Origin of the sequence: Agrobacterium sp. LR_9 (assembly GCF_041954855.1) — a bacterium.
In the GTDB taxonomy this organism is placed as follows: domain Bacteria; phylum Pseudomonadota; class Alphaproteobacteria; order Rhizobiales; family Rhizobiaceae; genus Agrobacterium; species Agrobacterium leguminum.
Genome location: NZ_JAVAYA010000006.1, coordinates 233,940 through 257,204, shown reverse-complemented (window position 1 = coordinate 257,204; position 23,265 = coordinate 233,940). Strand labels below are relative to the sequence as shown.

Annotated in this window: 19 protein-coding genes and 2 tRNA genes; 1 reads left to right on the top strand and 20 read right to left on the bottom strand. The window is 59.7% G+C overall.

Features of this window, described 5'->3' with window-relative positions; translation table 11 throughout:
* Window positions 1–91 precede the first annotated feature (91 nt).
* The 4 genes from RAC79_RS10335 to RAC79_RS10320 all read right to left on the bottom strand — a co-directional run bounded on the left by RAC79_RS10335 (window position 92) and on the right by RAC79_RS10320 (window position 2,564).
* The gene (locus tag RAC79_RS10335) at window positions 92–280 is read right to left on the bottom strand and encodes a Trm112 family protein (protein ID WP_003523265.1); all 189 of its coding nucleotides are present in this window, start codon (window positions 278–280) and stop codon (window positions 92–94) included.
* Window positions 281–290: 10 nt separating this feature from the next.
* Window positions 291–962, bottom strand: a complete 672-nt coding sequence (locus RAC79_RS10330; protein WP_161987908.1) for an LON peptidase substrate-binding domain-containing protein — start codon at window positions 960–962, stop codon at window positions 291–293.
* 69 nt (window positions 963–1,031) lie between these two features.
* Entirely contained in the window at window positions 1,032–2,000 is a 969-nt protein-coding gene (trxA, locus tag RAC79_RS10325) for a thioredoxin (RefSeq protein WP_035261692.1), read from the bottom strand.
* A gap of 54 nt (window positions 2,001–2,054) precedes the next feature.
* Window positions 2,055–2,564 carry a prolyl-tRNA synthetase associated domain-containing protein gene (locus RAC79_RS10320; protein ID WP_142845333.1) on the bottom strand — a complete coding sequence of 170 codons (510 nt, stop codon included), beginning with the start codon at window positions 2,562–2,564 and terminating at the stop codon, window positions 2,055–2,057.
* Between the two features lie 253 nt (window positions 2,565–2,817).
* Here RAC79_RS10320 and RAC79_RS10315 point away from each other — a divergent pair.
* A tRNA-Gly gene (locus RAC79_RS10315) sits at window positions 2,818–2,892 on the top strand.
* Between the two features lie 807 nt (window positions 2,893–3,699).
* Here the strand turns inward: RAC79_RS10315 and RAC79_RS10310 are convergent.
* From RAC79_RS10310 to tolQ, 16 genes are all read right to left on the bottom strand, one after another.
* Window positions 3,700–3,776, bottom strand: a tRNA-Met gene (locus RAC79_RS10310).
* A gap of 135 nt (window positions 3,777–3,911) precedes the next feature.
* The gene (gene mnmA / locus RAC79_RS10305) at window positions 3,912–5,108 is read right to left on the bottom strand and encodes a tRNA 2-thiouridine(34) synthase MnmA (protein WP_035239631.1); all 1,197 of its coding nucleotides are present in this window, start codon (window positions 5,106–5,108) and stop codon (window positions 3,912–3,914) included.
* A gap of 206 nt (window positions 5,109–5,314) precedes the next feature.
* A complete protein-coding gene (locus RAC79_RS10300; protein WP_080854269.1) occupies window positions 5,315–6,505 on the bottom strand; it encodes an OpgC family protein in 1,191 nt (396 codons plus the stop codon).
* Window positions 6,506–6,979: 474 nt separating this feature from the next.
* On the bottom strand, window positions 6,980–8,053 hold the full coding sequence (locus RAC79_RS10295; RefSeq protein ID WP_125144934.1) for a Tim44 domain-containing protein: 1,074 nt from the start codon (window positions 8,051–8,053) through the stop codon (window positions 6,980–6,982).
* A gap of 224 nt (window positions 8,054–8,277) precedes the next feature.
* Window positions 8,278–9,873, bottom strand: coding sequence for a phosphoglycerate dehydrogenase (gene serA, locus RAC79_RS10290; protein ID WP_174040042.1), 1,596 nt, complete (start codon window positions 9,871–9,873; stop codon window positions 8,278–8,280).
* An 83-nt stretch (window positions 9,874–9,956) separates the two neighbouring features.
* Window positions 9,957–11,135: a phosphoserine transaminase gene (locus RAC79_RS10285; RefSeq protein ID WP_174040043.1), complete on the bottom strand. Its 1,179-nt coding sequence runs from the start codon at window positions 11,133–11,135 to the stop codon at window positions 9,957–9,959.
* Between the two features lie 212 nt (window positions 11,136–11,347).
* Entirely contained in the window at window positions 11,348–12,196 is an 849-nt protein-coding gene (locus RAC79_RS10280) for an outer membrane protein (RefSeq protein WP_065656474.1), read from the bottom strand.
* Window positions 12,197–12,382: 186 nt separating this feature from the next.
* Window positions 12,383–13,735: a phosphoglucosamine mutase gene (glmM, locus tag RAC79_RS10275; RefSeq protein WP_003523248.1), complete on the bottom strand. Its 1,353-nt coding sequence runs from the start codon at window positions 13,733–13,735 to the stop codon at window positions 12,383–12,385.
* 189 nt (window positions 13,736–13,924) lie between these two features.
* Entirely contained in the window at window positions 13,925–15,889 is a 1,965-nt protein-coding gene (gene ftsH / locus RAC79_RS10270) for an ATP-dependent zinc metalloprotease FtsH (protein ID WP_080819500.1), read from the bottom strand.
* 154 nt (window positions 15,890–16,043) lie between these two features.
* Entirely contained in the window at window positions 16,044–17,381 is a 1,338-nt protein-coding gene (gene tilS, locus RAC79_RS10265) for a tRNA lysidine(34) synthetase TilS (RefSeq protein WP_174040044.1), read from the bottom strand.
* A gap of 27 nt (window positions 17,382–17,408) precedes the next feature.
* Window positions 17,409–18,425, bottom strand: a complete 1,017-nt coding sequence (gene ybgF / locus RAC79_RS10260) for a tol-pal system protein YbgF (protein WP_161987909.1) — start codon at window positions 18,423–18,425, stop codon at window positions 17,409–17,411.
* A gap of 158 nt (window positions 18,426–18,583) precedes the next feature.
* Window positions 18,584–19,117 (bottom strand): peptidoglycan-associated lipoprotein Pal, encoded by a 534-nt coding sequence (gene pal, locus RAC79_RS10255; RefSeq protein ID WP_003506243.1) that lies wholly within the window; start codon window positions 19,115–19,117, stop codon window positions 18,584–18,586.
* Window positions 19,118–19,327: 210 nt separating this feature from the next.
* Window positions 19,328–20,635, bottom strand: coding sequence for a Tol-Pal system beta propeller repeat protein TolB (tolB, locus tag RAC79_RS10250; protein WP_003523242.1), 1,308 nt, complete (start codon window positions 20,633–20,635; stop codon window positions 19,328–19,330).
* Window positions 20,636–20,655: 20 nt separating this feature from the next.
* Window positions 20,656–21,825: a cell envelope integrity protein TolA gene (locus RAC79_RS10245; RefSeq protein WP_003523241.1), complete on the bottom strand. Its 1,170-nt coding sequence runs from the start codon at window positions 21,823–21,825 to the stop codon at window positions 20,656–20,658.
* 9 nt (window positions 21,826–21,834) lie between these two features.
* Window positions 21,835–22,293, bottom strand: coding sequence for a protein TolR (gene tolR / locus RAC79_RS10240; RefSeq protein ID WP_003523240.1), 459 nt, complete (start codon window positions 22,291–22,293; stop codon window positions 21,835–21,837).
* 52 nt (window positions 22,294–22,345) lie between these two features.
* Window positions 22,346–23,065, bottom strand: coding sequence for a protein TolQ (gene tolQ / locus RAC79_RS10235; protein ID WP_003523238.1), 720 nt, complete (start codon window positions 23,063–23,065; stop codon window positions 22,346–22,348).
* Between the last annotated feature and the right edge of the window lie 200 nt (window positions 23,066–23,265).

Genomic DNA, 23,265 nt, shown 5'->3' with positions numbered 1-23,265 from the left:
GGGCGGGACTCTGGTCAAATCCACGCATGGTTGTCAACGCATCTTCGTCAATTCGCGACACGCAATGTGCGAAGGCGGATAAGCGGGAAGCTTAGTCTTCTATTTTGCGCGCTTCGGAAATCAGCATGATCGGCACGCCATCGCGGATCGGATAAGCGAGCCTCGCGCTTTCGGAGATGAGTTCATTGCGGGCGCGGTCATAGGCAAGACGCCCTTTCGTCAAAGGGCAGACCAGAAGCTCCAGCAGCTTGGGATCGACATTGCTCATCCTGTCGTCCATGGCGGCGATCCTATTGTAGCACGTTGCCGCCCTCGCCCGATCCCTGGGCAAGAACGATCTCGGTGATGGCGATCAATGTTTCGGCCCGCGTCTTCAGGTCCGGCGCTTCCAGCAGCGCCTGTTTTTCAGCCGGTCCAAAGGGAGACATCATGGAAAGCGAATTGACGAGAACGCGATTGCCCGCCCTTTCCACGCTTTCCCAATCCGCCTCCAGCTGGTTGGCATCCAGAAACGAGCGGAATACCCGGAGCAGGTTTTCGCGGTCCACCGCATCCTCGTCATACTCGCCGGAAAGATCGGCGATGAAGGGCGCATGCCGGAAGCTGCGATAGGGTTTGCCCGCCTCCACCTCTTCCAGCAGGCGGAAACGGCACACGCCGGTGAGCGAAATGATATAACGGCCATCGCCGGTTTCGGAAAAGGACGTGATGCGGCCGAGGCAGCCGACCGCGCTAAGCGGACCGCCCTCAAGCCCCGCCTCGATGACATGCAGCGCGGGCTGCACCATGCCGATGATGCGATGGCCGGCCAAAGCCCGGTCGATCATGGCGAGATATCGAGGCTCGAAAATATTGAGCGGAAGATGGCCTTCCGGTAGAAGCAGCGCGCCCGGCAATGGAAAGACCGGCACGGTTTCCGGCAGATCGTCGTTCTTCACATATCTCGCATTTCCGACATGCATGGGAATCAAGCCCCCTGTTCACTGCTGCCCGGCCGGCGGATCAACCGCCACGGCCGGGATATGCCCGCATTACGAAAACAGTATCGCCGAAAGCTTCCTGCGGCCGGCAACGGTTGCCGGATCCTTGAAGCCCCAGGCCTCGAAAAACTCCAGAAGCTGGCGGCGCGCGCCGTCATCGTCGAAGGTCCGGTCCTTGCGCATGACGTAAAGCAGATGGTCCGCAGCCTCATCGCGCCGGCCTTGAGCATTCAGCACCTTGGCAAGCTTCACCCGCGCCTCGTGACGATCGGGATCGAGCGCAAGCTCGCGCTCCAGCGCCACGGGGTCGCCGATTTTACGGGCTTCCTCATATTGCGCGATCTTTTTCGAAACGAGCTGAATACCCGCATCCTCATTGAGTTCCGCGGGCAGCGAAGAGAGCAGTTCGCTTGCCCGCTCATATTGACCGGCGGCGATCATGCATTCCGCGATACCGGCAATCGCTGCCGGATTTTCCGGATCGGCCTGCATGACGGCGCCGAAAAGCTGCGCCGCGCCGTTGAAATCGCCATCCGCCAGAAGCTGCTTCGCTTCCGTCAGAACAGCCTCGATCTCGGCCTTGGGATCGCCCGCGTCAGGCCCGGCGATCTTCTCAATGAACTGCTTGATCTGGCTTTCCGGCACGGCACCCATGAAGCCATCCACCGGCCGGCCGTCGGCAAAGGCGACGATTGCCGGAATGGACTGGATGCCGAGCTGGCCGGGGATCGACGGGTGGTCGTCAATATTCAGCTTCACGAGCTTCACGCGGCCATTCGCCTCGTTGATGACCTTCTCGAGCACCGGCGTCAGCTGCTTGCACGGACCACACCAGGGCGCCCAGAAATCCACCAGAACCGGCTGGCGGCGCGATTCCTCAAGAACGTCCCTGGAGAAACCCGCCGTCGTGGTGTCCTTGATGTGGCCGGAGGCCGCACCGTTCAGCTCGCCATTATGATGGGCGCTTGCGGTCATCTGCCCGCTATAGGAACCGCCGTAAGGATTATTTTCGCCGCTCATGCCGGTCTCCCGTAAACCTCTGTCATATGTCTTATTTGAAGCAAAGATCGTATCTCACTCGGTGACTTTCAAGACAAGCGGCGCATGTCCGGTTGCCTCGAGAAAGCGAATGAGATCCGTGGACGCGATCGTTGTCGTCTGGTCGTTGGAAAGCGGATGGCCATTGACCAGCTCGTTTTCCAGAAGCCCGCTGTCGAGCACGAAGGTGACCTGCCTGTCGGTGTCGTTGATGGCTCCGAACACCGTCACCGAGCCCGGCGCGACGCCCAGATATTCAAGCATCTTTTCCGGTTTGCCAAAGGACACGCGGCTTGCCGCACCGATGGTCTTGTGAACGCTTTTCAGATCGACGACCGCATTTTCCTCAACGGTCAGAACGAAATACTGATCCTTCTTGTCCTTTACAAAGAGGTTCTTTGTATGGCCGCCGGGAATGAGGTCGCGCAGCGACTGGGATTCGGCGACGGTAAACACCGGTTCATGCTGCTTCGTGGTGTGGGAAATGCCGAGTCCGTCGAGAAACTCGAACAGCTCCGATGCCGTCTTTCGGGAATTTTCCGCCATATCCTGCCACCTGCCTCTGCCGATTCCACTATCCTTGTTTCCTGATTAAGCGGGCAACCGACGCTTGGCAACGCAGGAAAAAACCGCGGGATGAAAAATTCTCAATCATTTCCGCCGCTTGTCGCATTTCTCAAAGAAATTTTCGCGTTTTTGTCATTTCCCTGTTGCATTCCAAAATCGATTGAGCGATATAGCGCCCGTCGCCGCTTGGCGGCCCACGGTTCAGCGAACTACCCCGGACCGGTGGATTTGAGCGGGTGTAGCTCAGGGGTAGAGCACAACCTTGCCAAGGTTGGGGTCGAGGGTTCAAATCCCTTCGCCCGCTCCAAACTTCCCTAAAGATAGAATCATCATCAAAGTATCGTCGTTCGCGCGTGTCGCATCGTTCCGTGTCGTGCGGCTTGAAACTCGGCCTGCGCAGCCCTTGTCGGCAAGGTGCGACGGAAATTATTCCGCAAGTGGAACTTATGACGAAGATGTCCGTTTCAGACCCGAGGCTCCTAACCTCAGTTCCCCTCTGATTGCCCGCCATGAGCGGGCATTTTTTTGCCGGTGTCGCTGGAACAGCTTATGTGCACAGCACGTTCTCCTGCGTTGTTCAACGTGGGGAAGAGCCATGTCCGCACATCCTGGAAGAATTCTCTTGATTGCCGCAGTCGCGACCTTGTCGATACCCGGCATATCGCCTGCCGCCGATATGACGGTTTATCGTGAGGAACGGGTTTCACCGCACAAAGCACATTATCGACCGCAGCGGATCGAAAATACCTATTCCAATTCCGCGGAAATGCGCTGCACCGAAAATATCGTGTCCTATCGCTCCCCTTACGAACGGCACACGGAACAGGTCACGCTCTGCCATCCGCCACTAAACTGGCGAACCGGGCCATCAACCGCAACAATATGGTCGCCTTGATCTTGCCATAATTCATTCAATGTGCTTTTGTGCAGCCGCCCTTGTGGGAGGGGGTAAAGGTTGAGGCCCGCTGGCTGCGTTTTGGCAGTAAGCGGGTTTCCCTTTTTTTGGGCATAACTTACCGGCAGGCACCATCGGATCCATTGTTTCTCCGGCTCGGAAAATCAATGAAACATGGGCGCATAATCGTTCGGTTTGGATTTTTCGCATGAAGGAAAGTGGTAGCGGGAGAGGGACTTGAACCCCCGACACGCGGATTATGATTCCGCTGCTCTAACCACCTGAGCTACCCCGCCACAGGGGAAACGTGACAGTCATGTGACCGGCCGTTCCATCAGGATGAGCGGCTTATAAGGTGCCGCTCCCCAAAGTGTCAAGCGCAAGATGCGCAAAAAATTCGCTTTCCGCATCGCTGCAAAAAGCGAATGGTTTCAGGCGGCAACCGGCTTTTCCAGAAGCGCCTTCAGCGACGCCTCGGCTTCCGCCGAGCGTTCCGACCGTTCGATGAAACCGCCGCCGTAAACGCGGGCATCGGCCCCCGGTGCGGAATAAAGCACGCAGGCCTGACCGGGAGCGACACCGGCCTCTCCGGTCATCAGGTCCACATAGATACCGTTTTCGTCCGCATGCAGCATCGCCTCCGTCGGCGGGCGGGTGGAGCGCACCTTGGCGAAACAGGCAAAGCCCTGCCCGGCATCGCTCGTCAGCTCGCCGTCACCCAGCCAGTTCATGTCACGCAGATAGACCCGGCGAGTTTCCAGCGCTTCGCGCGGGCCAACGATGACCCGGCGGCCGCGTGCATCGAGATGCACGACATAAAGCGGCTCCCCCGTCGCGACACCAATGCCGCGGCGTTGGCCGATCGTGTAATGCACGATACCATCGTGGCGGCCGAGCACACGCCCGTCGAGATGGACGATATCGCCCGCCAATGCTGCATTCGGCTTCAGCTTGTTGATGATATCGGTATATTTGCCCTGCGGCACGAAACAGATGTCCTGGCTGTCAGCCTTCTTGGCGACGACCAGCCCCATATCTTCCGCCAGAGCGCGCGTCTCGGCCTTGGAGAGGCCACCGAGCGGAAAGCGCAGATAATCGATCTGCTCCTGCGTCGTGGCGAACAGGAACCAGCTCTGGTCACGGTCGCTATCGATCGGCCGATAAAGCGCACGCCGCCCCGGCTGACCGGAAACGGGATTGGGACGCGAACGAATATAATGACCGGTCGCCAGCGCATCGGCGCCCAGTTCCTGCGCGGTGGCGAGCAGATCGGCGAATTTTACCGTCTGGTTGCAGGCCACGCAGGGGATCGGCGTTTCACCCATCGCATAGGCTTCGGCAAAGGGGTTGATGACGGTTTCGCGGAACCGCGCTTCGTAATCCAGCACATAATGGGGAATGCCGAGCGTTTCGCAGACCCGGCGCGCATCGTCTATATCCTGCCCCGCGCAACAGGAGCCGGCGCGGTGCACGGCAGCTCCGTGGTCATAAAGCTGGAGGGTAATGCCGAGGACATCATAGCCCTCGCGCTTGAGGATACCGGCCACCACCGAAGAATCGACGCCACCGGACATGGCGACAACGATCCGGGTATCTTCCGGCCTCTTGTCAAAATCGAGCGTATTCACGTTTTTTCCCATCGTCAGTCATAACGGGGGTAAAGGCCCCGCCGCCTGTCGGTCATCCGCCGCGAGAAACCTGGCCGTCAATCGGGCCGTCCTGTCTCGTCATCCTGCGGATTTAAGGGCTGCATATAGAAAGGAATGGCCGCGCACGCAAGTACGGGGCGGAAAACCGCCCCGCAAAGCCGTCAGATTCGGGCTGGGACCGGCCCTCAGGCGCCGGCCGTCTTCTGGCCGCTGCTGCCGAACCACTTGTCGCGCTCCCGCCACAGGGCTGGCAGGGCCAGCAATCCGATAGCCGTGAAGGCGATCAGGGTCTTGTTGAGCTGCGACAGTTCCGCTGTGCGGCCATCGAGATAATAGACACCATAGACGATGGCCACGTGCCAGACATAGACCTGAAGCGAATGGCGGCCGAGCAATTGCAGGAACTTCAGCGACAGCACCCAGATGACGCCCTCGGCGATGGAGCGCACGAGCGGACGATGATGCTTCGGACCTGCGATCACCAGCCAGGTCAGGCCGACGCCGACGGCGAGGAAGTTGATGAGATAGACCGGACCGAAATCGGCGCGGATTTCCATGGTGGAGAATTTGCCCATCATGAATTCCGGCATCAGGCCCCAGGCTGTGGCGATGCGCAGCGGCATGAAGAACAGGCAGATGACGAGCGCCGCTTTCGGCAGCCACGTATGCTCAGGCGAGAAGATCGCCTTCCACGGAATGCGGTTCTGCGCCGTCATCGCGCCCATCACCAGCGCTGAATAGAATACGAGCTGCCAGCCGAGCAGGTTGAAGCTGACGCGAATGCCCTGCTCGTCCGCACCCTTCACGAGTTCGTTGAGCGGGGTCGTCACGATCTGCTGCAGGCCGAGCTGACCGGCCATCCAGACCAGCAGGGAGCCGGCCATGACATAGGCCCACTTGCCATCCAGGCAGAGCTTCACCAGCACCGGCGCAAAGATCATGTAGACGATATATTGCGGCAGAATATCCATGAAGGTCGGCTGGAACAGGAATGTCGCGATCGCCGCCAGTCGCAACGGATCATCGAACGACGTCATGCCGAGCCAGTTGTACCAGATATAGGGTGCATGCGGGATGACCATGCGGAAGAACAGCACGGCGATGACGAGACCCATCGCGTAACGATAAAGCTCCAGCGCCCGGTTCCAGATCATCTGTTTACCGGCATCATAGCCGTATTTCATCATCTTGCGCGCATAGACCATCCCGATCAGCAGGCCGGACAGGAACACGAAGCCCTGCGCGTCCTCGACAAAGGCAAACTGCCGGTGATTGATTTCCACCAGCCAGAAGCCGCCGGCAAACACCAGATGGTTGATCAGCATGAAGACGAGGAAGTAACCACGCATCCCGTCGATCAGGTCAAAGCGTTTCATCTCGATAGCTCTCCGTTCTCGCAGGGCCTGCATTGCCCAGCCACCCAGCCCGGCTTGGGAGGGGCCGGGGATTGGATTGTCAACGCTGTTTTGCGCCTGAGGTTCCCTTTCCAAAGCGGTTTAGAACCGGCACAAAAAGTCACATTGACGTGTATGCATTCTGGTTAGGATGCAGGGACTGAACGCCGGATGAATAAAAAAAGGCAATTCCGTGAAGCGGATGAGCCATGCGCGGGCAACATGCCGCGACAGGCAGCGCTCAAAGCGTTGCATAGCAGGGCGAAACGGAATTCACCGCCGATGAGCGGTGGAGATATCACCCGTTAGATTTATCAGTCGTTTTTTTGACCGCATCTTTCCGCCCCTTTTGCGGAGCGAGCCTCGGCGTGACCATGCCCTCTGGAAGCGAGACGAACAAAGGCCCGGCGGTCGCCAAACCGCCGGGCCTTTATCCGTTAAACACGCTCCGATTCGTCAGGCAGCGGCCTGAATAGCGGCCACCTGCCAGTTGTCGTTTCCGGGGCGGCGAACGAAGGTCCACATTTCCACCGCTTCAGAAGGCTGGTGCTCGTCGCCTTCGATCACCTTGCCGGAGGTGCGGTCGCGCATCACGTCAATGGCGGAGTAGCGCATCGCCACCGTTGCATAGTCCTGGCCCTCTTCGTGCCATGCTTCGGCAACATCGCCCTGTAGCAGCGTCACATCGCGCACGTCGTTTTTCACGCCGCTGGTGGCGTTGTCGCTCAGTTCTTCTGCGAGGTAAGACATGGCTTCCGGCGTCGTCAGCTTGCGCAATGTGCCGTAATCCTCGGCGGCATAGGCGGCCTGCACGTCTTCCAGCATTTTCTGGAAAGTTTCGAGATCGCCCTGGGTGATGCCGATTTCATCGCCTTCCGACATGGCGTTGGCATGAGGCGCAGGCTTTGCCGTTGCGGCAGTGGCGGCCACACCGCCCGCAGCGCCGGCCAGCGCGCCGATCTTCGGAATCTTGAACGAGGAAGCGGCAGAACCCGCCTGCGAACCGCCATTATAGGAGGAACCGGAATGATCCGTGCGCTGCGACCCGCCGGCCGAGCCATAAGCGGGCTGGCCCTTGCGGCGCGAGGCGAAGAAACGCATGGCGAGCATCACCAGACCACCGATAAGCAGTACCTGCATCAGCATGCCGAAGAAACCGGCCATACCGCCAAAACCGCCGCCCATCAGCATGCCGAACAGACCGCCCATCAACAGGCCGCCCATCAAACCACCCATCATGCCGCCGAACAGGCCGCGATTCTGCTGCGGCGCCTGCGCGCCCGGACGGGCCGGCTGAGCAGCACTCGGCGCTGCCTGATTAGTGTTGGGCGTCATGCTGCGGTTGATAGGCGCGGTCTGGCCGGGTGCAGTGCTGGTCGAAGGCGGAGCGGAATAGGTCCGCGTGCCGCGGCTGCCGAAACCGCCGCTGGCGCGACGCGCTTCTGCCATATCAACCGCCACGAAAGACACCGCGATACCAAGCGCGGCGACTGCGAACAAACCCTTGAAGCGCCGAAAGGCAGCAAACATCGTTATCTCCTGTTGGCCGCCCTCCCATGAGCGGCATGTCAGCAGGCGATATAGCAACTCATGATCATCATTTTTAGACCACTCGGCTTAAATTTTTTGTGATATGCAACCAATGCGATAGTCGCCCGTATTTTGCGACGAAACAGACACTGGAAAAACGAAAAACCCGGCACAGGGTTTCCCCTGCGCCGGGCCTTATTGTCCCCTTGGGAGGAACGATAAGATCAGTCGACGTTGAAGGTCAGCGGCTTGACCTGGCGGATTGCCGGGTTGGCGCGCAGCTTGTCCAGCACGGTTTCGGAAACCGGGCCGTCGACATACAGCAGCGCGATGGCGTCGCCGCCTTCCTTTTCACGGCCGAGCTGGAAGTTGGCGATGTTAACGCCAGCCTCGCCGAGCGTGGTGCCCATGAAGCCGATCATGCCGGGAACGTCGGTGTTGGTGATGTAGATCATGTGCGATCCGACATCGGCATCCATGTTGATGTTCTTGATCTGGATGAAGCGCGGCTTGCCATCCGAGAACACCGTGCCGGCAACCGAGCGGATCTGGTTTTCCGTCTTGACCGTCAGCTTGATGTAGCCGTCGTAAACGCCGGTCTTGTCGCGCTTGACCTCGGAGAGGATGATGCCCTTTTCCTTGATCATGACCGGGGCCGAAACCATGTTCACGTCCGCAACCTGGCTGCGGATCAGGCCGGCCAGCAATGCACTGGTCAATGCCTTCGTGTTCATGCTGGCGGTTGCGCCGTCATAAAGGATTTCGATTTCCTTGGTGGCGCTTTCCTGCACCTGACCGACGAAAGAGCCGAGAACATCCGCCAGACGGATGAAGGGCTTCAGGCGGGGTGCTTCCTCAGCCGTGATGGACGGCATGTTGATGGCGTTGGAAACCGCACCCTTGACGAGGTAATCCGACATCTGCTCGGCAACCTGAAGGGCAACGTTTTCCTGCGCTTCCGTGGTCGAAGCGCCAAGATGCGGCGTGCAGACGACGTTCGGCAGGCCGAAAAGCGGGCTCTCGGTGGCTGGCTCGACTTCGAACACGTCGAAACCGGCGCCGGCGACATGGCCGGACTTGATGGCATCGGCAAGTGCCGCTTCATCCACCAGACCGCCACGGGCGCAGTTGACGATACGAACGCCCTTCTTGGTCTTGGCGAGGTTTTCGGCATTGAGGATGCCGCGTGTCTTGTCGGTCATCGGCACATGCAGGGTGATGAAATCGGCCTGGGCCAGAAGCTCTTCCAGCTCAACCTTGGTGACGCCCATTTCCTGCGCGCGTTCCGGAGACAGGAAGGGGTCATAGGCCAGAACATGCATCTTGAGGCCGAGTGCACGCGAGCAGACGATGGAGCCGATGTTGCCGGCGCCGATTACGCCGAGCGTCTTGCCGGTAATTTCGACACCCATGAATTTCGACTTTTCCCACTTGCCGGCCTGCGTGGAGCTGTCGGCTGCCGGAAGCTGGCGGGCAACTGCGAACATCAGCGCAATCGCATGTTCTGCCGTTGTGATGGAGTTGCCGAAAGGCGTGTTCATGACGATGATACCGCGGCGCGAGGCGGCCGGAATATCGACATTGTCGACGCCGATGCCGGCGCGGCCGATGACCTTGAGGTTGGTCGCAGCCTCGATCAGCTTTTCGGTTGCCTTGGTGGCGGAGCGGATGGCGAGACCATCGTAGTTGCCGATGATTTCGGCAAGCTTGTCCTTGTCCTTGCCGAGCTTCGGCTGGAAATCGACTTCGACGCCACGATCGCGGAAGATCTGGACGGCGGTTTCCGACAGTTCGTCGGATACGAGTACGCGAGGTGCCATGGTTCACGGGCTCCTTGAAAAGCGGTGCAGTTTTGAAAGCGGGGAATGTGCGGCCCTGCATCAGCGCAGGGCCGGTACAAAAATCAGGCGGCAGCCTTGGAAAGGGCTGCCTTCTGCGTCTGGTAGGCCCAGGCGAGCCAGGGCATGACGGCTTCCATATCCGCCGTCTCGATGGTGGCGCCGGCCCATATGCGCAGGCCGGACGGGGCGTCACGGTAAGCGCCGATATCGAGGGCGACATTTTCCTTTTCGAGCAGGGCGACAACGCCCTTGGCGAAATCGGCCTGTGCGGCGGCATCCAGCGCCTGTACCTCGGGATCAACGATCTTCAGGCAAACGGAGGTGTTGGAGCGGGTTTCCGGCTTGACGGCCAGGTTGGCGATCCAGTTATTCTTCTCGATGAAGTCGTAAATGACCTTGGCATTGGCATCGGCACGGCCGATCAGCGCCTTGAGGCCGCCGAGGTTCTTCGCCCACAGCAGCGCATCGATATAGTCTTCAACGCAGAGCATGGACGGCGTGTTGATGGTTTCGCCGGTGAAGATGCCTTCGATCAGCTTGCCGCCGGAAACCATGCGGAAGATTTTCGGCAGAGGCCATGCCGGCGCGTAGCTCAAGAGACGCTCGACAGCCCGGGGCGAAAGAATGATGACGCCATGGCCGCCCTCACCGCCCAGAACCTTCTGCCAGGAGAAGGTGACGACGTCGAGTTTCGTAAAATCCATGTCCTGTGCGAAGGCCGCCGAAGTGGCGTCGCAGATGGTCAGACCCTTGCGGTCAGCCGGGATGAAATCGGCATTGGGAACGCGAACGCCGGAGGTGGTGCCGTTCCAGGTGAAAACCACATCGCGGTCGAAATCGACTTCGGCAAGGTTCGGCAGCAGGCCATAATCGGCCTCGAATTTGCGGACGTCCTTCAGCTTCAGCTGCTTGACGACGTCGGTGACCCAGCCTGCGCCGAAGCTTTCCCAGGCGAGCATATCGACGCCGCGTTCACCGAGCAGCGACCAGAGCGCCATTTCAACGGCGCCGGTGTCGGATGCGGGAACGATACCGATGCGATAATCGGCAGGAACGTTCAAAACTTCACGGGTGAGATCGATGGCCTGCTTCAGCTTGGCTTTGCCAACCTTGGCGCGATGCGAGCGACCGAGCGGCGCATCAGAGAGAGCATCTAGCGACCAACCGGGACGCTTCGAGCAGGGACCAGAGGAAAAATGCGTATTGCCCGGACGGACGTCCGGCTTCACGATATCTGTCATTTGACTACCCTTCCAGATAGGCGCTCCACGTTAGGGTGGAGTGTCCTGACGCCGTTGCTATTCCTCTGGCCGATCCCAGTCAAGCGGAATATGTCGCTACGCAGAAGAATTTTGGTCCATATGCGTCATGCCCCGTGTCAGATGCCGGTAAAACAAAACCGCCCGCACCCGGAGGATGCGGACGGTCTGAAACTACCAGCTGGGCGTGACGTTTATTTATAAACGGCAGGCTGCAGAGGAATATCGGCGGGCGGCATGTATTGTGCGGTATCGCAGCCATTGAAGACATAACGGCCGCCGACGCGCACTTCATGCGAATAAAGGCCCTTGTCACGGCCCGGACCGCCATTGTTTTCGTACCCGAACATATCGCCCTTGTTGATATGGCGGAAACGGTAGCCGATGTCGGCCTTCAGGTTACAGGTGACATCGATGGAGGCACCAGCCATCAGGGCGTAAGCGAAACGCCACTTGCCCTTGCCGCCATGTTCGGTGGTCGGGTCGCAACCGAGACCATTGGTGCTGCACGAGGTATTGCGCAGCTTGTCCCATTTGACATAGGAGCCGCCGATACCACCGCCGACATACGGCGTGACGCGGCCATAGGTGCCAAGATCGACATAGGCGTTCGCCATGAGCGTATAGGCTCTGAGCGAACTAAGATCGGTAGAGACGCATCCACCTGAGGGCGAAACACCGCAACCGCCGCTCGTGGAACCGCGGAAATCCGACTTACCCATATAGTCGAAGGTCACGTCACTGCGGAAATAGTTGTTGAACTGATAACCGACGCCGGCGCCGATGACATAGCTGTCCTTGATCGTCGCGGTATCGAAATCCGCGAGATAACCACCCGGACCACCCTGATAATAGTGAGCACCGCGTAGCTTGTTGAAGGAATAACCGACGTCGCCGCGCAGATACCAGCCGCTCGCCTGGGTAACAGTAACCTCGGGTGCATCGACATAGGCCGGTGCGGGCTCGGCTTGATAAAGATCGGCAGCGATAGCGCTGGTACCGGTCAGCAGGACGGCCAGAAATCCGGCCAGGGCGTTTTTCATGACTTCCACTCCAGAAGAGGCACGTGCGGTTTCGGCAGCAGATGCCAGTGAACTGTTCAGTCATGGAGATTGACGTAAAATGGTTAAGTCCCGATTAACCACGATCATTCACTATATTTATTAGGAAATACTCAAAGAAAAAGCCGGCTGCAGAGCCGGCTTTTTGGGCGTTACTGTCTCGAAGGCTCACGCCGCCGAGCGGGCATTGGCGATGACGCCGACGAGATCATTGACGATCTGCTCCACCTTCGCACTGTCGTCGCCTTCCGCCATGACGCGGATCAGCGGCTCCGTACCGGAGGGGCGAATAACGAGGCGGCCATTATTGGCCAATGCGCTTTCCGCATCCGCAATTGCCTGCTGCACAACAGGGTTTTCCAGCGGCTTGCCGCCGGAGATACGGACATTCTTCAAAAGCTGCGGCACCGGCTCGAACTTGCGGCAGACTTCGCTGACCGTGAGGCCGGAGCGCTTGACCTTGGCGAGAACCTGCAAGGCCGCGACAAGACCATCGCCCGTCGTACCGTAGTCCGACAGCACGATATGGCCGGACTGCTCGCCGCCGACGTTGAAATTGTGGTTACGCATGTGTTCGACGACATAACGGTCGCCCACCTTGGTACGGGCGAGGGTGAGGCCCTTGTCGCCCAGGAAGCGTTCCAGCCCGAGATTCGACATGACGGTCGCCACGATACCGCCACCGCGCAGCGTGTTGTCGGCAGCCCAGCTATCGGCGATGACGGCCATCAGCTGGTCGCCATCGACGATCTCGCCGCGCTCATCAACGATGATGACGCGATCCGCATCGCCATCGAGCGCGATGCCGATATCGGCCCGTACTTCATGCACCTTCTTCTGCAGCGCTTCCGGGTGGGTGGAGCCGCATTCCAGATTGATATTGATGCCGTTCGGCTCATTGCCGATGGTGACGACTTCCGCGCCGAGTTCCCAGAGCGCAGCGGGCGCCACCTTGTAGGCCGCGCCATTGGCGCAGTCGATGGCGATCCGCAGTCCGCTCAGGGTCACATCACGCGGCAGGGTACGCTTGACGAATTCGATATAACGATAGATGTCGCCATCCACACGCTTGGCGCGACCAATCTCGCTCGGCTTGGCCAGCTGCGCATAGATATCCTTGTCGAGAAGGTCTTCAATCTCCAGTTCCAGCTCATCGGAAAGCTTGTAACCATCCGGTCCGAAAAGCTTGATGCCGTTATCGGAAAATGGGTTGTGAGAGGCCGAGATCATGACGCCGATATCGGCGCGCAGCGAGCGGGTCAGCATGGCGACGGCCGGCGTCGGGATGGGGCCAAGGAGGAATACATCAAGGCCGGCTGCGGTGAAGCCGGCAACCAGAGCGTTTTCCAGCATATAACCGGAAAGACGCGTATCCTTGCCGATGACGACGCGATGGCGATGATGGCCACGGCGGAAAATCGTCCCGACGGCAATGCCCACCCGCATCGCCAGATCAGGCGTCATGGGAAAGACGTTCGATTGTCCGCGGATACCATCGGTTCCGAAATAACGGCGTGCCATTTGAACTCCAAATCTTTTCCAGCATTCCGGCAAAAGCTGAAACAGCCGGAAGCGTTTTTGGCTAGATGCCACAAACCACGATAAACAGCACGTAAATTAGCGCAAAAATGGCTTATATCTTGTTACCAAAATGAAAAGGCCACCCGGAAACCCGGATGGCCTTTTACAATTTTTAGCTTGCGCGAACGATCAATGCGGCTGCGGCTCCATGCCGCCTTCGGCCTCGCCGTCGCCCTTTGCTTCGCCGTCACCCTTCACTTCACTGGGGCCATCCTTCTTGGTGCCTGCCTTCGGCACTGCCGAACCACGGCTGCCCGGAGAATCGTCACCCAGATCGCGGGCGGGCTTCTCGCCCTTCAGCAGGGCCTTGATCTCGTCGCCGGTCAGGGTTTCGTATTCAAGCAGACCCTCGGCAATCGCAACGAAACCATCGTGGTTTTCCGTCAGGATGCGGCGGGCCTCGCCGTAAGCCTCGTCGATCAGGCGACGAACTTCCGTGTCGATAGTCTGGGCCGTCGCCTCGGAGACGTTCTTCGACTGCGAGACGGAATGGCCGAGGAAGACTTCCTGCTGGTTTTCACCATAGGACACCTGGCCAAGAGCATCGGAGAAGCCCCATTGCGTGACCATGGCGCGGGCAAGCTTGGTGGCCTGCTCGATATCCGAAGACGCGCCGGAGGTGATGTTTTCCTTGCCGAAGGTCAGCTCTTCGGCAACGCGGCCACCCATCATGATGACGAGGCGCGATACCATCCACTTGTAGCTCATGGAGTAACGGTCGCCTTCCGGCAGCTGCATGACCATGCCGAGCGCGCGGCCACGCGGGATGATCGTCGCCTTATGCAACGGATCGGCCACGGCAACCTTCAGCGCGGTGATGGCATGACCAGCTTCATGATAGGCGGTCAGCTTCTTTTCGGCCTCGGTCATGGCGGAAGAGCGGCGCTCCGCACCCATCATGATCTTGTCCTTGGCGTCTTCGAATTCCTGCATGGTGACCACGCGCTTGTTGCGGCGGGCAGCCATGAGGGCAGCTTCGTTGACGAGGTTCATCAGGTCCGCACCCGAAAAACCGGGGGTACCACGGGCCAGAACCTTAAGGTCGACATTCGGCGCCAGCGGCACGTTGCGGATATGCACCTTGAGGATGCGCTCGCGGCCGACAATATCCGGGTTCGGCACAACGACCTGACGGTCGAAACGACCGGGACGCAGAAGTGCGGGGTCGAGAACGTCGGGGCGGTTGGTGGCGGCGATGAGGATGATGCCTTCATTCGCCTCGAAACCGTCCATCTCGACCAGCAGCTGGTTCAGCGTCTGCTCGCGTTCGTCGTTACCGCCGCCAAGACCGGCGCCACGATGGCGACCGACGGCGTCGATTTCATCGATGAAGATGATGCAGGGCGCGTTCTTCTTGGCCTGCTCGAACATGTCACGCACACGGCTTGCGCCGACGCCGACGAACATTTCCACGAAATCCGAACCGGAAATGGTGAAGAACGGCACGTTGGCTTCGCCGGCGACGGAACGCGCGAGAAGCGTCTTACCGGTACCCGGAGGGCCGACCAGCAGCACGCCGCGCGGGATTTTACCGCCGAGGCGCTGGAACTTCTGGGGATCACGCAGGAATTCCACGATTTCCTCGAGGTCCTGCTTGGCTTCGTCCACGCCTGCAACGTCATCGAACGTCACGCGGCCATGGGCTTCCGTCAGCAGCTTGGCCTTGGATTTGCCAAAGCCCATCGCACCACGCGAGCCGCCCTGCATCTGCCGCATGAAAAACAGCCAGACGCCGAGAATGAGGAACATCGGCAAAAGCGTGCCGAGATAGCTCAGGAAACCGGAGGAACCGTCGCTTTCGGGACGCGCCACGATGGTCACGTTCTTGCTCTGCAAGCGCTCCATCAGACTGTCATCGATGACGGGGGAATAGGTCTGAAAGGCCGTGCCGTTTTCGGTATAGGTTCCGAGAACCCGGTTACCGGTGACGGTCACGTCGCGAACTCGCCCGGAATCCACATCGCGAAGAAACTGGGAATACGGAATTTCCCGAGAACCCGTTTGCGTCGGCGATGTCTGGAACATGCTGAACAATGCGATCAGCAAGAGGGCAATCACGGCCCATAAGGCGAAATTTCTGAAATTTGGGTTCATCGAACTCCCCGAACTCACACGGACAAATTTGCTGCCCGCTATAATGTGCCCCTAACATAAGGACGACATCTCCCGTTGCCAAGGCGAACGGCGTTATCTGATGCGTTTTGGTGTAAAAACTATTCCAAGGCAATTCACGAAAAAGAGGCCGGATTTAAACCGGGGGCTGTGGGTAAGCCGGGCGGCCGAATAAATTGGCGATTGCATTCGCCAACTCAAGGTCGAAACGCGACAGGAACAGATCGAAAGGTGCGAGCCTCGGCGTGACGGTTACGGCCTCGGCCCGCGAACCCGGCTCATCGGCCGCTGCGGCAATTTGCGGCAGCCCCGCAATCGCCTGTTTCGCCACCCCGGCCGGTACCGACGGAAAAAGCGAAGCCGCTTCCGCAGCATCGCTCGCCCTGCGCGCTTTGACGTGGACTGGAAAAGCCGATCCGTTCTTCACGAGGAAACGATTGTCCCACAGTCTCTGTTCATGTGCGCCAATATCAAGCTCCGGCAGATTTCGCTGCTCACGGAACATATAAAGCCCGTCCCGCCGGCGATCGAGCAGGACGCGACCGACCGTCAGTCGCCCAAGTTCAGCCGTTTTGAGAAACAGCAGAACGCGCGCCATGCTGCTTGCGGCCGGAAAATATGCCCTCCCCCCAAGGGTTGCGATCAGCGCCGCCAACCCATGCCGGAACTCGGGAAGATCGGGATTGACGCCATCGCCGGCCAATCTGGCGAGCGCAGCATGGAAAACCTGTGTATGCCCCCGCAGAAAAGCAGCCGTTGTTTCGGAAAGCGCCTGCCTTTTGAGAGAGGTTTCCACATCGATCCGGACAGGAGAGACGGGAAGCGCCTGCCGTACACGCACCCTTTCATATCGGGTATTTTCATTGCTCGGATCGTCAAACCAACCGCGCGAGCGGGAGGACACATAGCCACGGATCGCCTGCCTCTCACACATCAGGAACGGCCGCATGATCCAGTGGCGGCCATCGTATAAGACCGCATCCGCCATGCCGGAGAGACCGAGATTGTCAGAGCCGCCGCTGCGGGCAGCGCGCATCGCCACGGTTTCGCGCTGGTCGCCGACCGTATGTCCCGTCACGACAAGATCGGCGCCCGTCTCGCGGGCGACCTCGGCAATCAGGCGGTAGCGGGCAAGCCGGGAGGCTTCGGAAAGGCCCGAGGCCGGTTTGATGCCGTCCCATCGGCGGGTAACGTGGGGGATGCCTAGCTCGGCGCAGAGCATCGCCACCTTGCGCGCCTCATCGGCGGATTCCGCTCTCAGCGCATGGTCTATGGTGACAGCGGAAAGGCGCAAGCCATCCCGATCCGTCTCCGCCATTGCCTCATGCAAGGCCAGCAACAGACCGGTGGAATCACTGCCTCCGGAGATTGCGACGAGCATATGGGCTGGTGTGTGGAGATTTTTGACAAAAGACCTTGCCGCCGCGAGCGGCGCAACAGTCTTTTCGTTCAGAATGCGGGCATCAACCGGCATGGAAATACCCGCCACGGCAGGGAAAAATCAGCAGCTCAGCCGTTTCTGTTCGCTGGCAACCTTGCTCAGCACAGTCTTGGAAGCATTGGGATAACGCTTCGGCACCTCGCGCAGCGTGGCGCAGGCGGTTTCGGTATTGTCGAGAGCGGCAAGCGACATGCCGAGCTTCATCAGCATTTCCGGCGCCTTCGGCGATTTGCCATAGGCCTGATGGCCGTTCAGGAAGGTCTTTGCGGCCTCATTGAACTTGCCCTGGGAATATTGCGCTTCGCCCAGCCAGAAGCTCGCATCGGCGGCCTTCGTGCCCTTGGGATAACCCTGCAGATATTGCTGGAACCCCTGTTCCGCCAGCTTGTAGTCACCGGAAAGAACATGGCCGTAAGCGGCCTGATAAATATCGCCTTCGCTGGTAAGCGCCGCCGTATTCACCGGATCCGTCTTGCGTTGGCTATTGCCCGTGCTGACGCCCGGAAGGCTGGCAGAGGAATTATTAGCGCCTTGATTCAACGTGCCGCCAACCGGCATTCCCTTGGAATCAAGCTCGATGGAGCCGAGCGTCGTCTCTCCCGGTGCGCCTGTCGGAGCGGTGGAGGGAGCAGACGAAGAAACGGAAGCGCCACCCTCGGGTGGCGTTTCGATGATCGTTGCAACGTCGTCGGTCGGCGGTGAGGCCGGATTGACCGGACTGGCTTCCGCCTTCTTTTTCGGCGCAGCGGTCGGGCTTGCACCCTTGCCGCCGGCATTACCGCTCTCCAGTTCCTGGAAGCGGAACTCATTGTCTTCCTGCGCCTTGCGGATCGTTTCCTGCATCTGCAGAAGCTGGAAGCTCATTTCCTCGATACGGCCGTTGAGTTGCCGGATCTGTTCTTCAAGCTGCTGAACCCGATAGGCTTCATTGGCCTGAACCCGGACGACCGGGGGCTGCTGAGAGTTGATCGTGCCGAAGCTACCCCCCGCACCGAACAGCGGACCCGAAACGGCGATGCCGCTCAAGCCGGTGCAGGCTGCAAGCCCCAGCATTCCCGCCACGACAAGTTTCTTCATCTCATTCGTCCTGCCCTAACTGATTTGCACCGGAATGGCGCAAGCCGGATTTTTTCCATATCAACCGAAAAAGCAACTTAACTTCGGCCAAACTATGAAAAAAACAAAAGGCGGCCCAAAGACCGCCTTTCATTCAAGATCACAATAACGTCAGGCAATCACATGCCCGCGCCACCGAGAACCGTCACGGCGCGGCGGTTCTGCGACCAGCAGGAGATGTCGTCGCAAACGGCGACCGGCTTTTCCTTGCCGTAGGAGATCGTCTTCATGCGGTTAGCCGGAACGCCCTGGGAAGCCAGGAAGTCGCGGGTTGCAGCCGCACGACGGGCGCCAAGCGCCAGGTTGTATTCGCGCGTGCCGCGTTCGTCGGCATGGCCTTCAACGGTGATGGCGTAGTTCGGGTAACGGGCGAGCCACTGAGCCTGGCGCTGCAGGGTCTGCTGGGCGTCAGCGCGGATAGAGGTCGAGTCGGTGTCGAAGAAGATGCGGTCGCCGACATTGACCGTGAAGTCCTGCTGGGAGCCCGGCGTTGCGGAGCCCGCGCCACCAAGGCCAAGTTCACCGGCGCTGTTCGGCATGTTCTTCTTGTTCGCGCAGCCTGCGAGAGCGAGCGCGAGCGTCATGGCGATGACAGCCGGGTTACGGGCCAGTTTCTGCATGGGGCTGAGTGCCGAAATGTGTGTACGGCTCATCGCCGGTCTCTCCTTAGGATTTCAATAACGTTGCCGGACACTAACTGATCGCGGTTAATAGCCGGCAAACGCTTATGGTTAACAGAAAGGAAATGTCCCATTTTTTTGCTCCCTCACAACACTTTGCGGCAAGAAAGAGGCGCACTTCCCCATGGTATCAAGTAAAACATGACGGCGCCGGCATGAACCGGCGCCGTCATGGCAGTCATATCAGTCCAGAAGCGGCGACCATGCTGGATCCGAAGCGAAAGTCGGCGTCTTGATGAGCTGTTCGTTGTAGCCCGTCAGGTCGATCGAATAGAGCTGCGGACCGCCCGCACCGGCGTTCTGACGGAAGAACATCAGCACGCGGCCGTTCGGCGCCCAGGTCGGGCCTTCATTGTGGAAACCGCTGGTCAGGATGCGCTCGCCCGAACCGTCGGTCTTCATCACGCCGATCGAGAACTTGCCGCCCGACTGCTTGGTGAAGGCGATCAGATCGCCGCGCGGCGACCAGACCGGCGTGGAATAGGAACCATCGCCGAAGGAAACGCGCTGCTGGCCGGAACCATCGGCATTCATGACGTAAATCTGCTGGCGGCCGCCGCGGTCGCTTTCGAAGGCGACGCGCTGACCGTCGGGCGAATAGGACGGCGCCGTATCGATCGCCGACGTGTTCGTCAGCCGTGTCGTGGTGCGAGAGCGCAGGTCCATCGTGTAGATATTGGCGTTGCCATCCTGCTGCAGACTCATGATGACCTTCTGGCCATCCGGAGAGAAGCGCGGCGAGAAGGTCATGCCGGGGAAATTGCCGACAACTTCGCGCTGTCCGGTTTCCAGCTGCAGCAGGTAGACGCGCGGCTGCTGGCCTTCGAAGGACATGTAGGTCACTTCCTGACGGTTCGGCGAGAAACGCGGCGTCAGGACAATGTCGTTCGAGTTGGTGAGATTGCGGACGTTGAAACCATCCTGGTCCATGATCGACAGCTGGCGCTTGCGGGCCGTCTTCGGGCCGCTTTCAGAGACGAAAACGACGCGGGTGTCGAAGTAGCCCTTTTCACCGGTGATCCGCTCATAGATGGCATCAGCGATGATGTGGGCGACGCGGCGCCAGTTTTCCGGCTGGGTAAAGAACTGCTGGCCAGTCATCTGCTGGTTGGCGAACGTATCCCACAGGCGGAATTCGGCGCGCAGGCGGCCATCGCTTTCACGCGTGACACGGCCAGTCACGAGCGCCTGGGCGTTGATGACCTTCCAGTCCTCGAAACGCGGCTGCTGATCCGGATTGCTGATCTTTTCGATGAAGGCGTTCTTGTTGACCGGCGCAAAAAGGCCGGAACGCTGCAGGTCGGCGGCAATGACCGCGGAAACCTGCGCGCCGATGCCGTCGCTCGACATGAAGTCGGTGATGGCGATGGGCAGCGGCTCGACATTGCCCTTGTTGATGTTGATTTCCACCCGCGCAAAAGCCGGTGCGGAGAAAACCGACATGAGGGCCGCGACAGCGAGCACCAGCCGGATCGGCGAAAATATCTTCATGTTGCCAGGCCTTTCAGCATTCATAGCAATTCACTGGGATCGAAGTTCACGACAACTTCGTTCCATGCGTCATATTTGTCGGCAGGAAGGTTGGTGAACGGAGCAGAACGCATGATGGCGCGATAGGCTCCGCCGGAAAGAGCACGGCGCGTTCCTTCGGAACCGCCGGTCGCCTCGATCTCGGGCCGACCGATGATGGTTCCATCACGGTCGAGCTTCATGGTGACCCGAACGCGAACGTCCGAGGCATCCGCCATGCCGGGAATGATCTGCCAGTTCTTCTGGATCGCGCCACGCAGCGCATCCATTTCCGTCTGGCTGAGCGTCGAACCGCCCGTCGTTTTCTTGCCGCCAAGCGAGGCCTGCTGGGTGGAGCGCTTGGCGCCGCCACCCGAAGGCGCCTGCTTGTTCAAAAGCGCAGCGATATCGTCAGCGTTAAAATCGCTTTCCTTCGAGGAAGCCGATTTCGCAGTCTCCTGCTTCTTCTCGCCGGGCTTCTTGTCGGAAGGCTTGTCGGTGGACTTCGCCTGATCGGGCTTGGTCTCGGCCGGTTTTTCCGCGGGCTTCTGCTCGGCAGGCTTGGTCTCGGCCTGCTTCGGCTCTTCCGGCTTCGGCGGCTCGGGACGGGAATTCGGGCGCGGCACGTTCTGCGGCACGGGAATTTCGGCCGGTTCCTGCTGCGCGGGCGGCGGCTCTTCGGCCTTCGTTTCCTGCGGCGGCGGCTCCGTCTTCGGCTGCGGCGCGATCTCGGGCTTGGTCTGCGGCAAGGCGGCCATTTCCTGCGGCTTCGGAGCCGAGGTTTCTTCCTTGACGATTTCCTTCACCTCGTTCGCCTTGGTGTCGACGACGGGTTGCGGCTTTTCCTGCTTTGGCGGAGCGGCAGCGCTGATATTGTCGTTCGGCTTGGTGGTCGGCGTCGGCGGCGCGTCAAGATCGACCGTGTTGTTGCCGACGTTCTGGGCGTTCTCGACGATATCCGGACGCGTGGTCGGAACGGGGGCCGACTTTTCCGCTTTCGGCGCGTTCTTGTCCCCCTGCTGGATCTGGCTCAGCTCCTCGATGGGCACCAGTTCCACCGGCAGAGCCTCGGCCTGCGACACGTCAAGCGGCTCCGGCGAGCCCAGGGAAACGAGGGCGAAAGCCAGAAGCGACGCATGCACGATCGCGGATGTGGTAAGGCTGCCCTTCATCGTTTTACGTCAATTGTCCTGTTTCTGCTGGGTCACAAGGCCGATATTCTTGAAGCCCGCCGCCTGGATGCGCGCCATCACATCGGCGACGACGCCGTATGCGGCAACGGAATCCGCGCGCACGAAGATGCGCTCGTTATAACCTGTCGTGGCGATTGCCTGCAGCTTGTCGGCCACTTCTGCCGCCTGAATTTCCGTTTCCTGCAAATGGATCTGGCCATTGGCGTTGACGGAAATGGTGATCGGCTGCGTGTCCGAGTTCAGCGCATTGGCGGATGTCTGCGGCAGATCGATCGGCACGCCGACCGTCATCATCGGCGCTGCCACCATGAAGATGATGAGCAGCACGAGCATGACGTCGACCAGCGGCGTCACGTTGATCTCGCTGATCGCGCCGCCCCTGCGTCGTCCGCCGCGCCCCCGGCGTCCACCGGAACCGCCGCCGCTGCCACCTGCTGACATACCCATATCATTTACTCCATTTTGCCTTGCGGCAAATTACTGCACAGCATGCGGCCGCTTACTGGGCGGCCTGCCGCGTCTGAAGTTTTTCATCGATCTGGCGCGACAGGATCGCGGAGAACTCATCGGCGAAACCTTCCATGCGGGCGGAAAGCTTGTGCGCGTCGGCCGTGAACTTGTTGTAGGCGATAACGGCGGGAATAGCCGCGACAAGACCGATGGCCGTTGCCAGAAGCGCTTCGGCGATACCCGGCGCCACGACCGCAAGGTTGGTGGACTTCGAACCGGCAATCGCCTGGAACGAGGTCATGATACCCACAACCGTACCGAAGAGACCGATGAAGGGACCGGCCGAACCGATGGTGGCGAGCGAACCGAGGCGCGCCTCGTATTGTTCGCTTTCACGCGCCATGGTCACGTCCATCGCCCGGTCGATGCGCATCTGCAGACCGATGGGCGAGCGTGCGCCGCGCTCGAAGGATTTCTTCCATTCGCGCATGGCGGAAACGAAAATCGCCGCAAGACCGCCGTTCTGGCGTTCCGCCAGCGTGCGATAAAGCTCTTCGAGCGACTGGCCCGACCAGAAGACCTGTTCGAACTGGTCGAACTGGCGTCTTGCCTTGCCGAAGCTCACATATTTGTCAAAGACGATCGCCCACGTCCAGACCGAGGCGGCGATAAGTCCGATCATCACGAGCTTCACGATGAGGCCCGCCTGCATAAACAGTGCCCAGAGACTTACATCGTGCGTCGCCGCTGCCAAACCTGCCTGTTCCATAAATATCCAATCCCCGAATCCAAACGCCCGGTACGGGACCGGGCGATTCAAACGCGTGTTAACGCTCGAAGTCCTGCGGCAACAGCCGCCAACCCCTTAGCCATACCCCGATACTTGCCAGTAAGCCTTACTTGCCAATAAATTTGGTGAAAGGAAGGCGTGCGCCGCACAAATGCCAGTTGCTAAAGTAAGACACCATT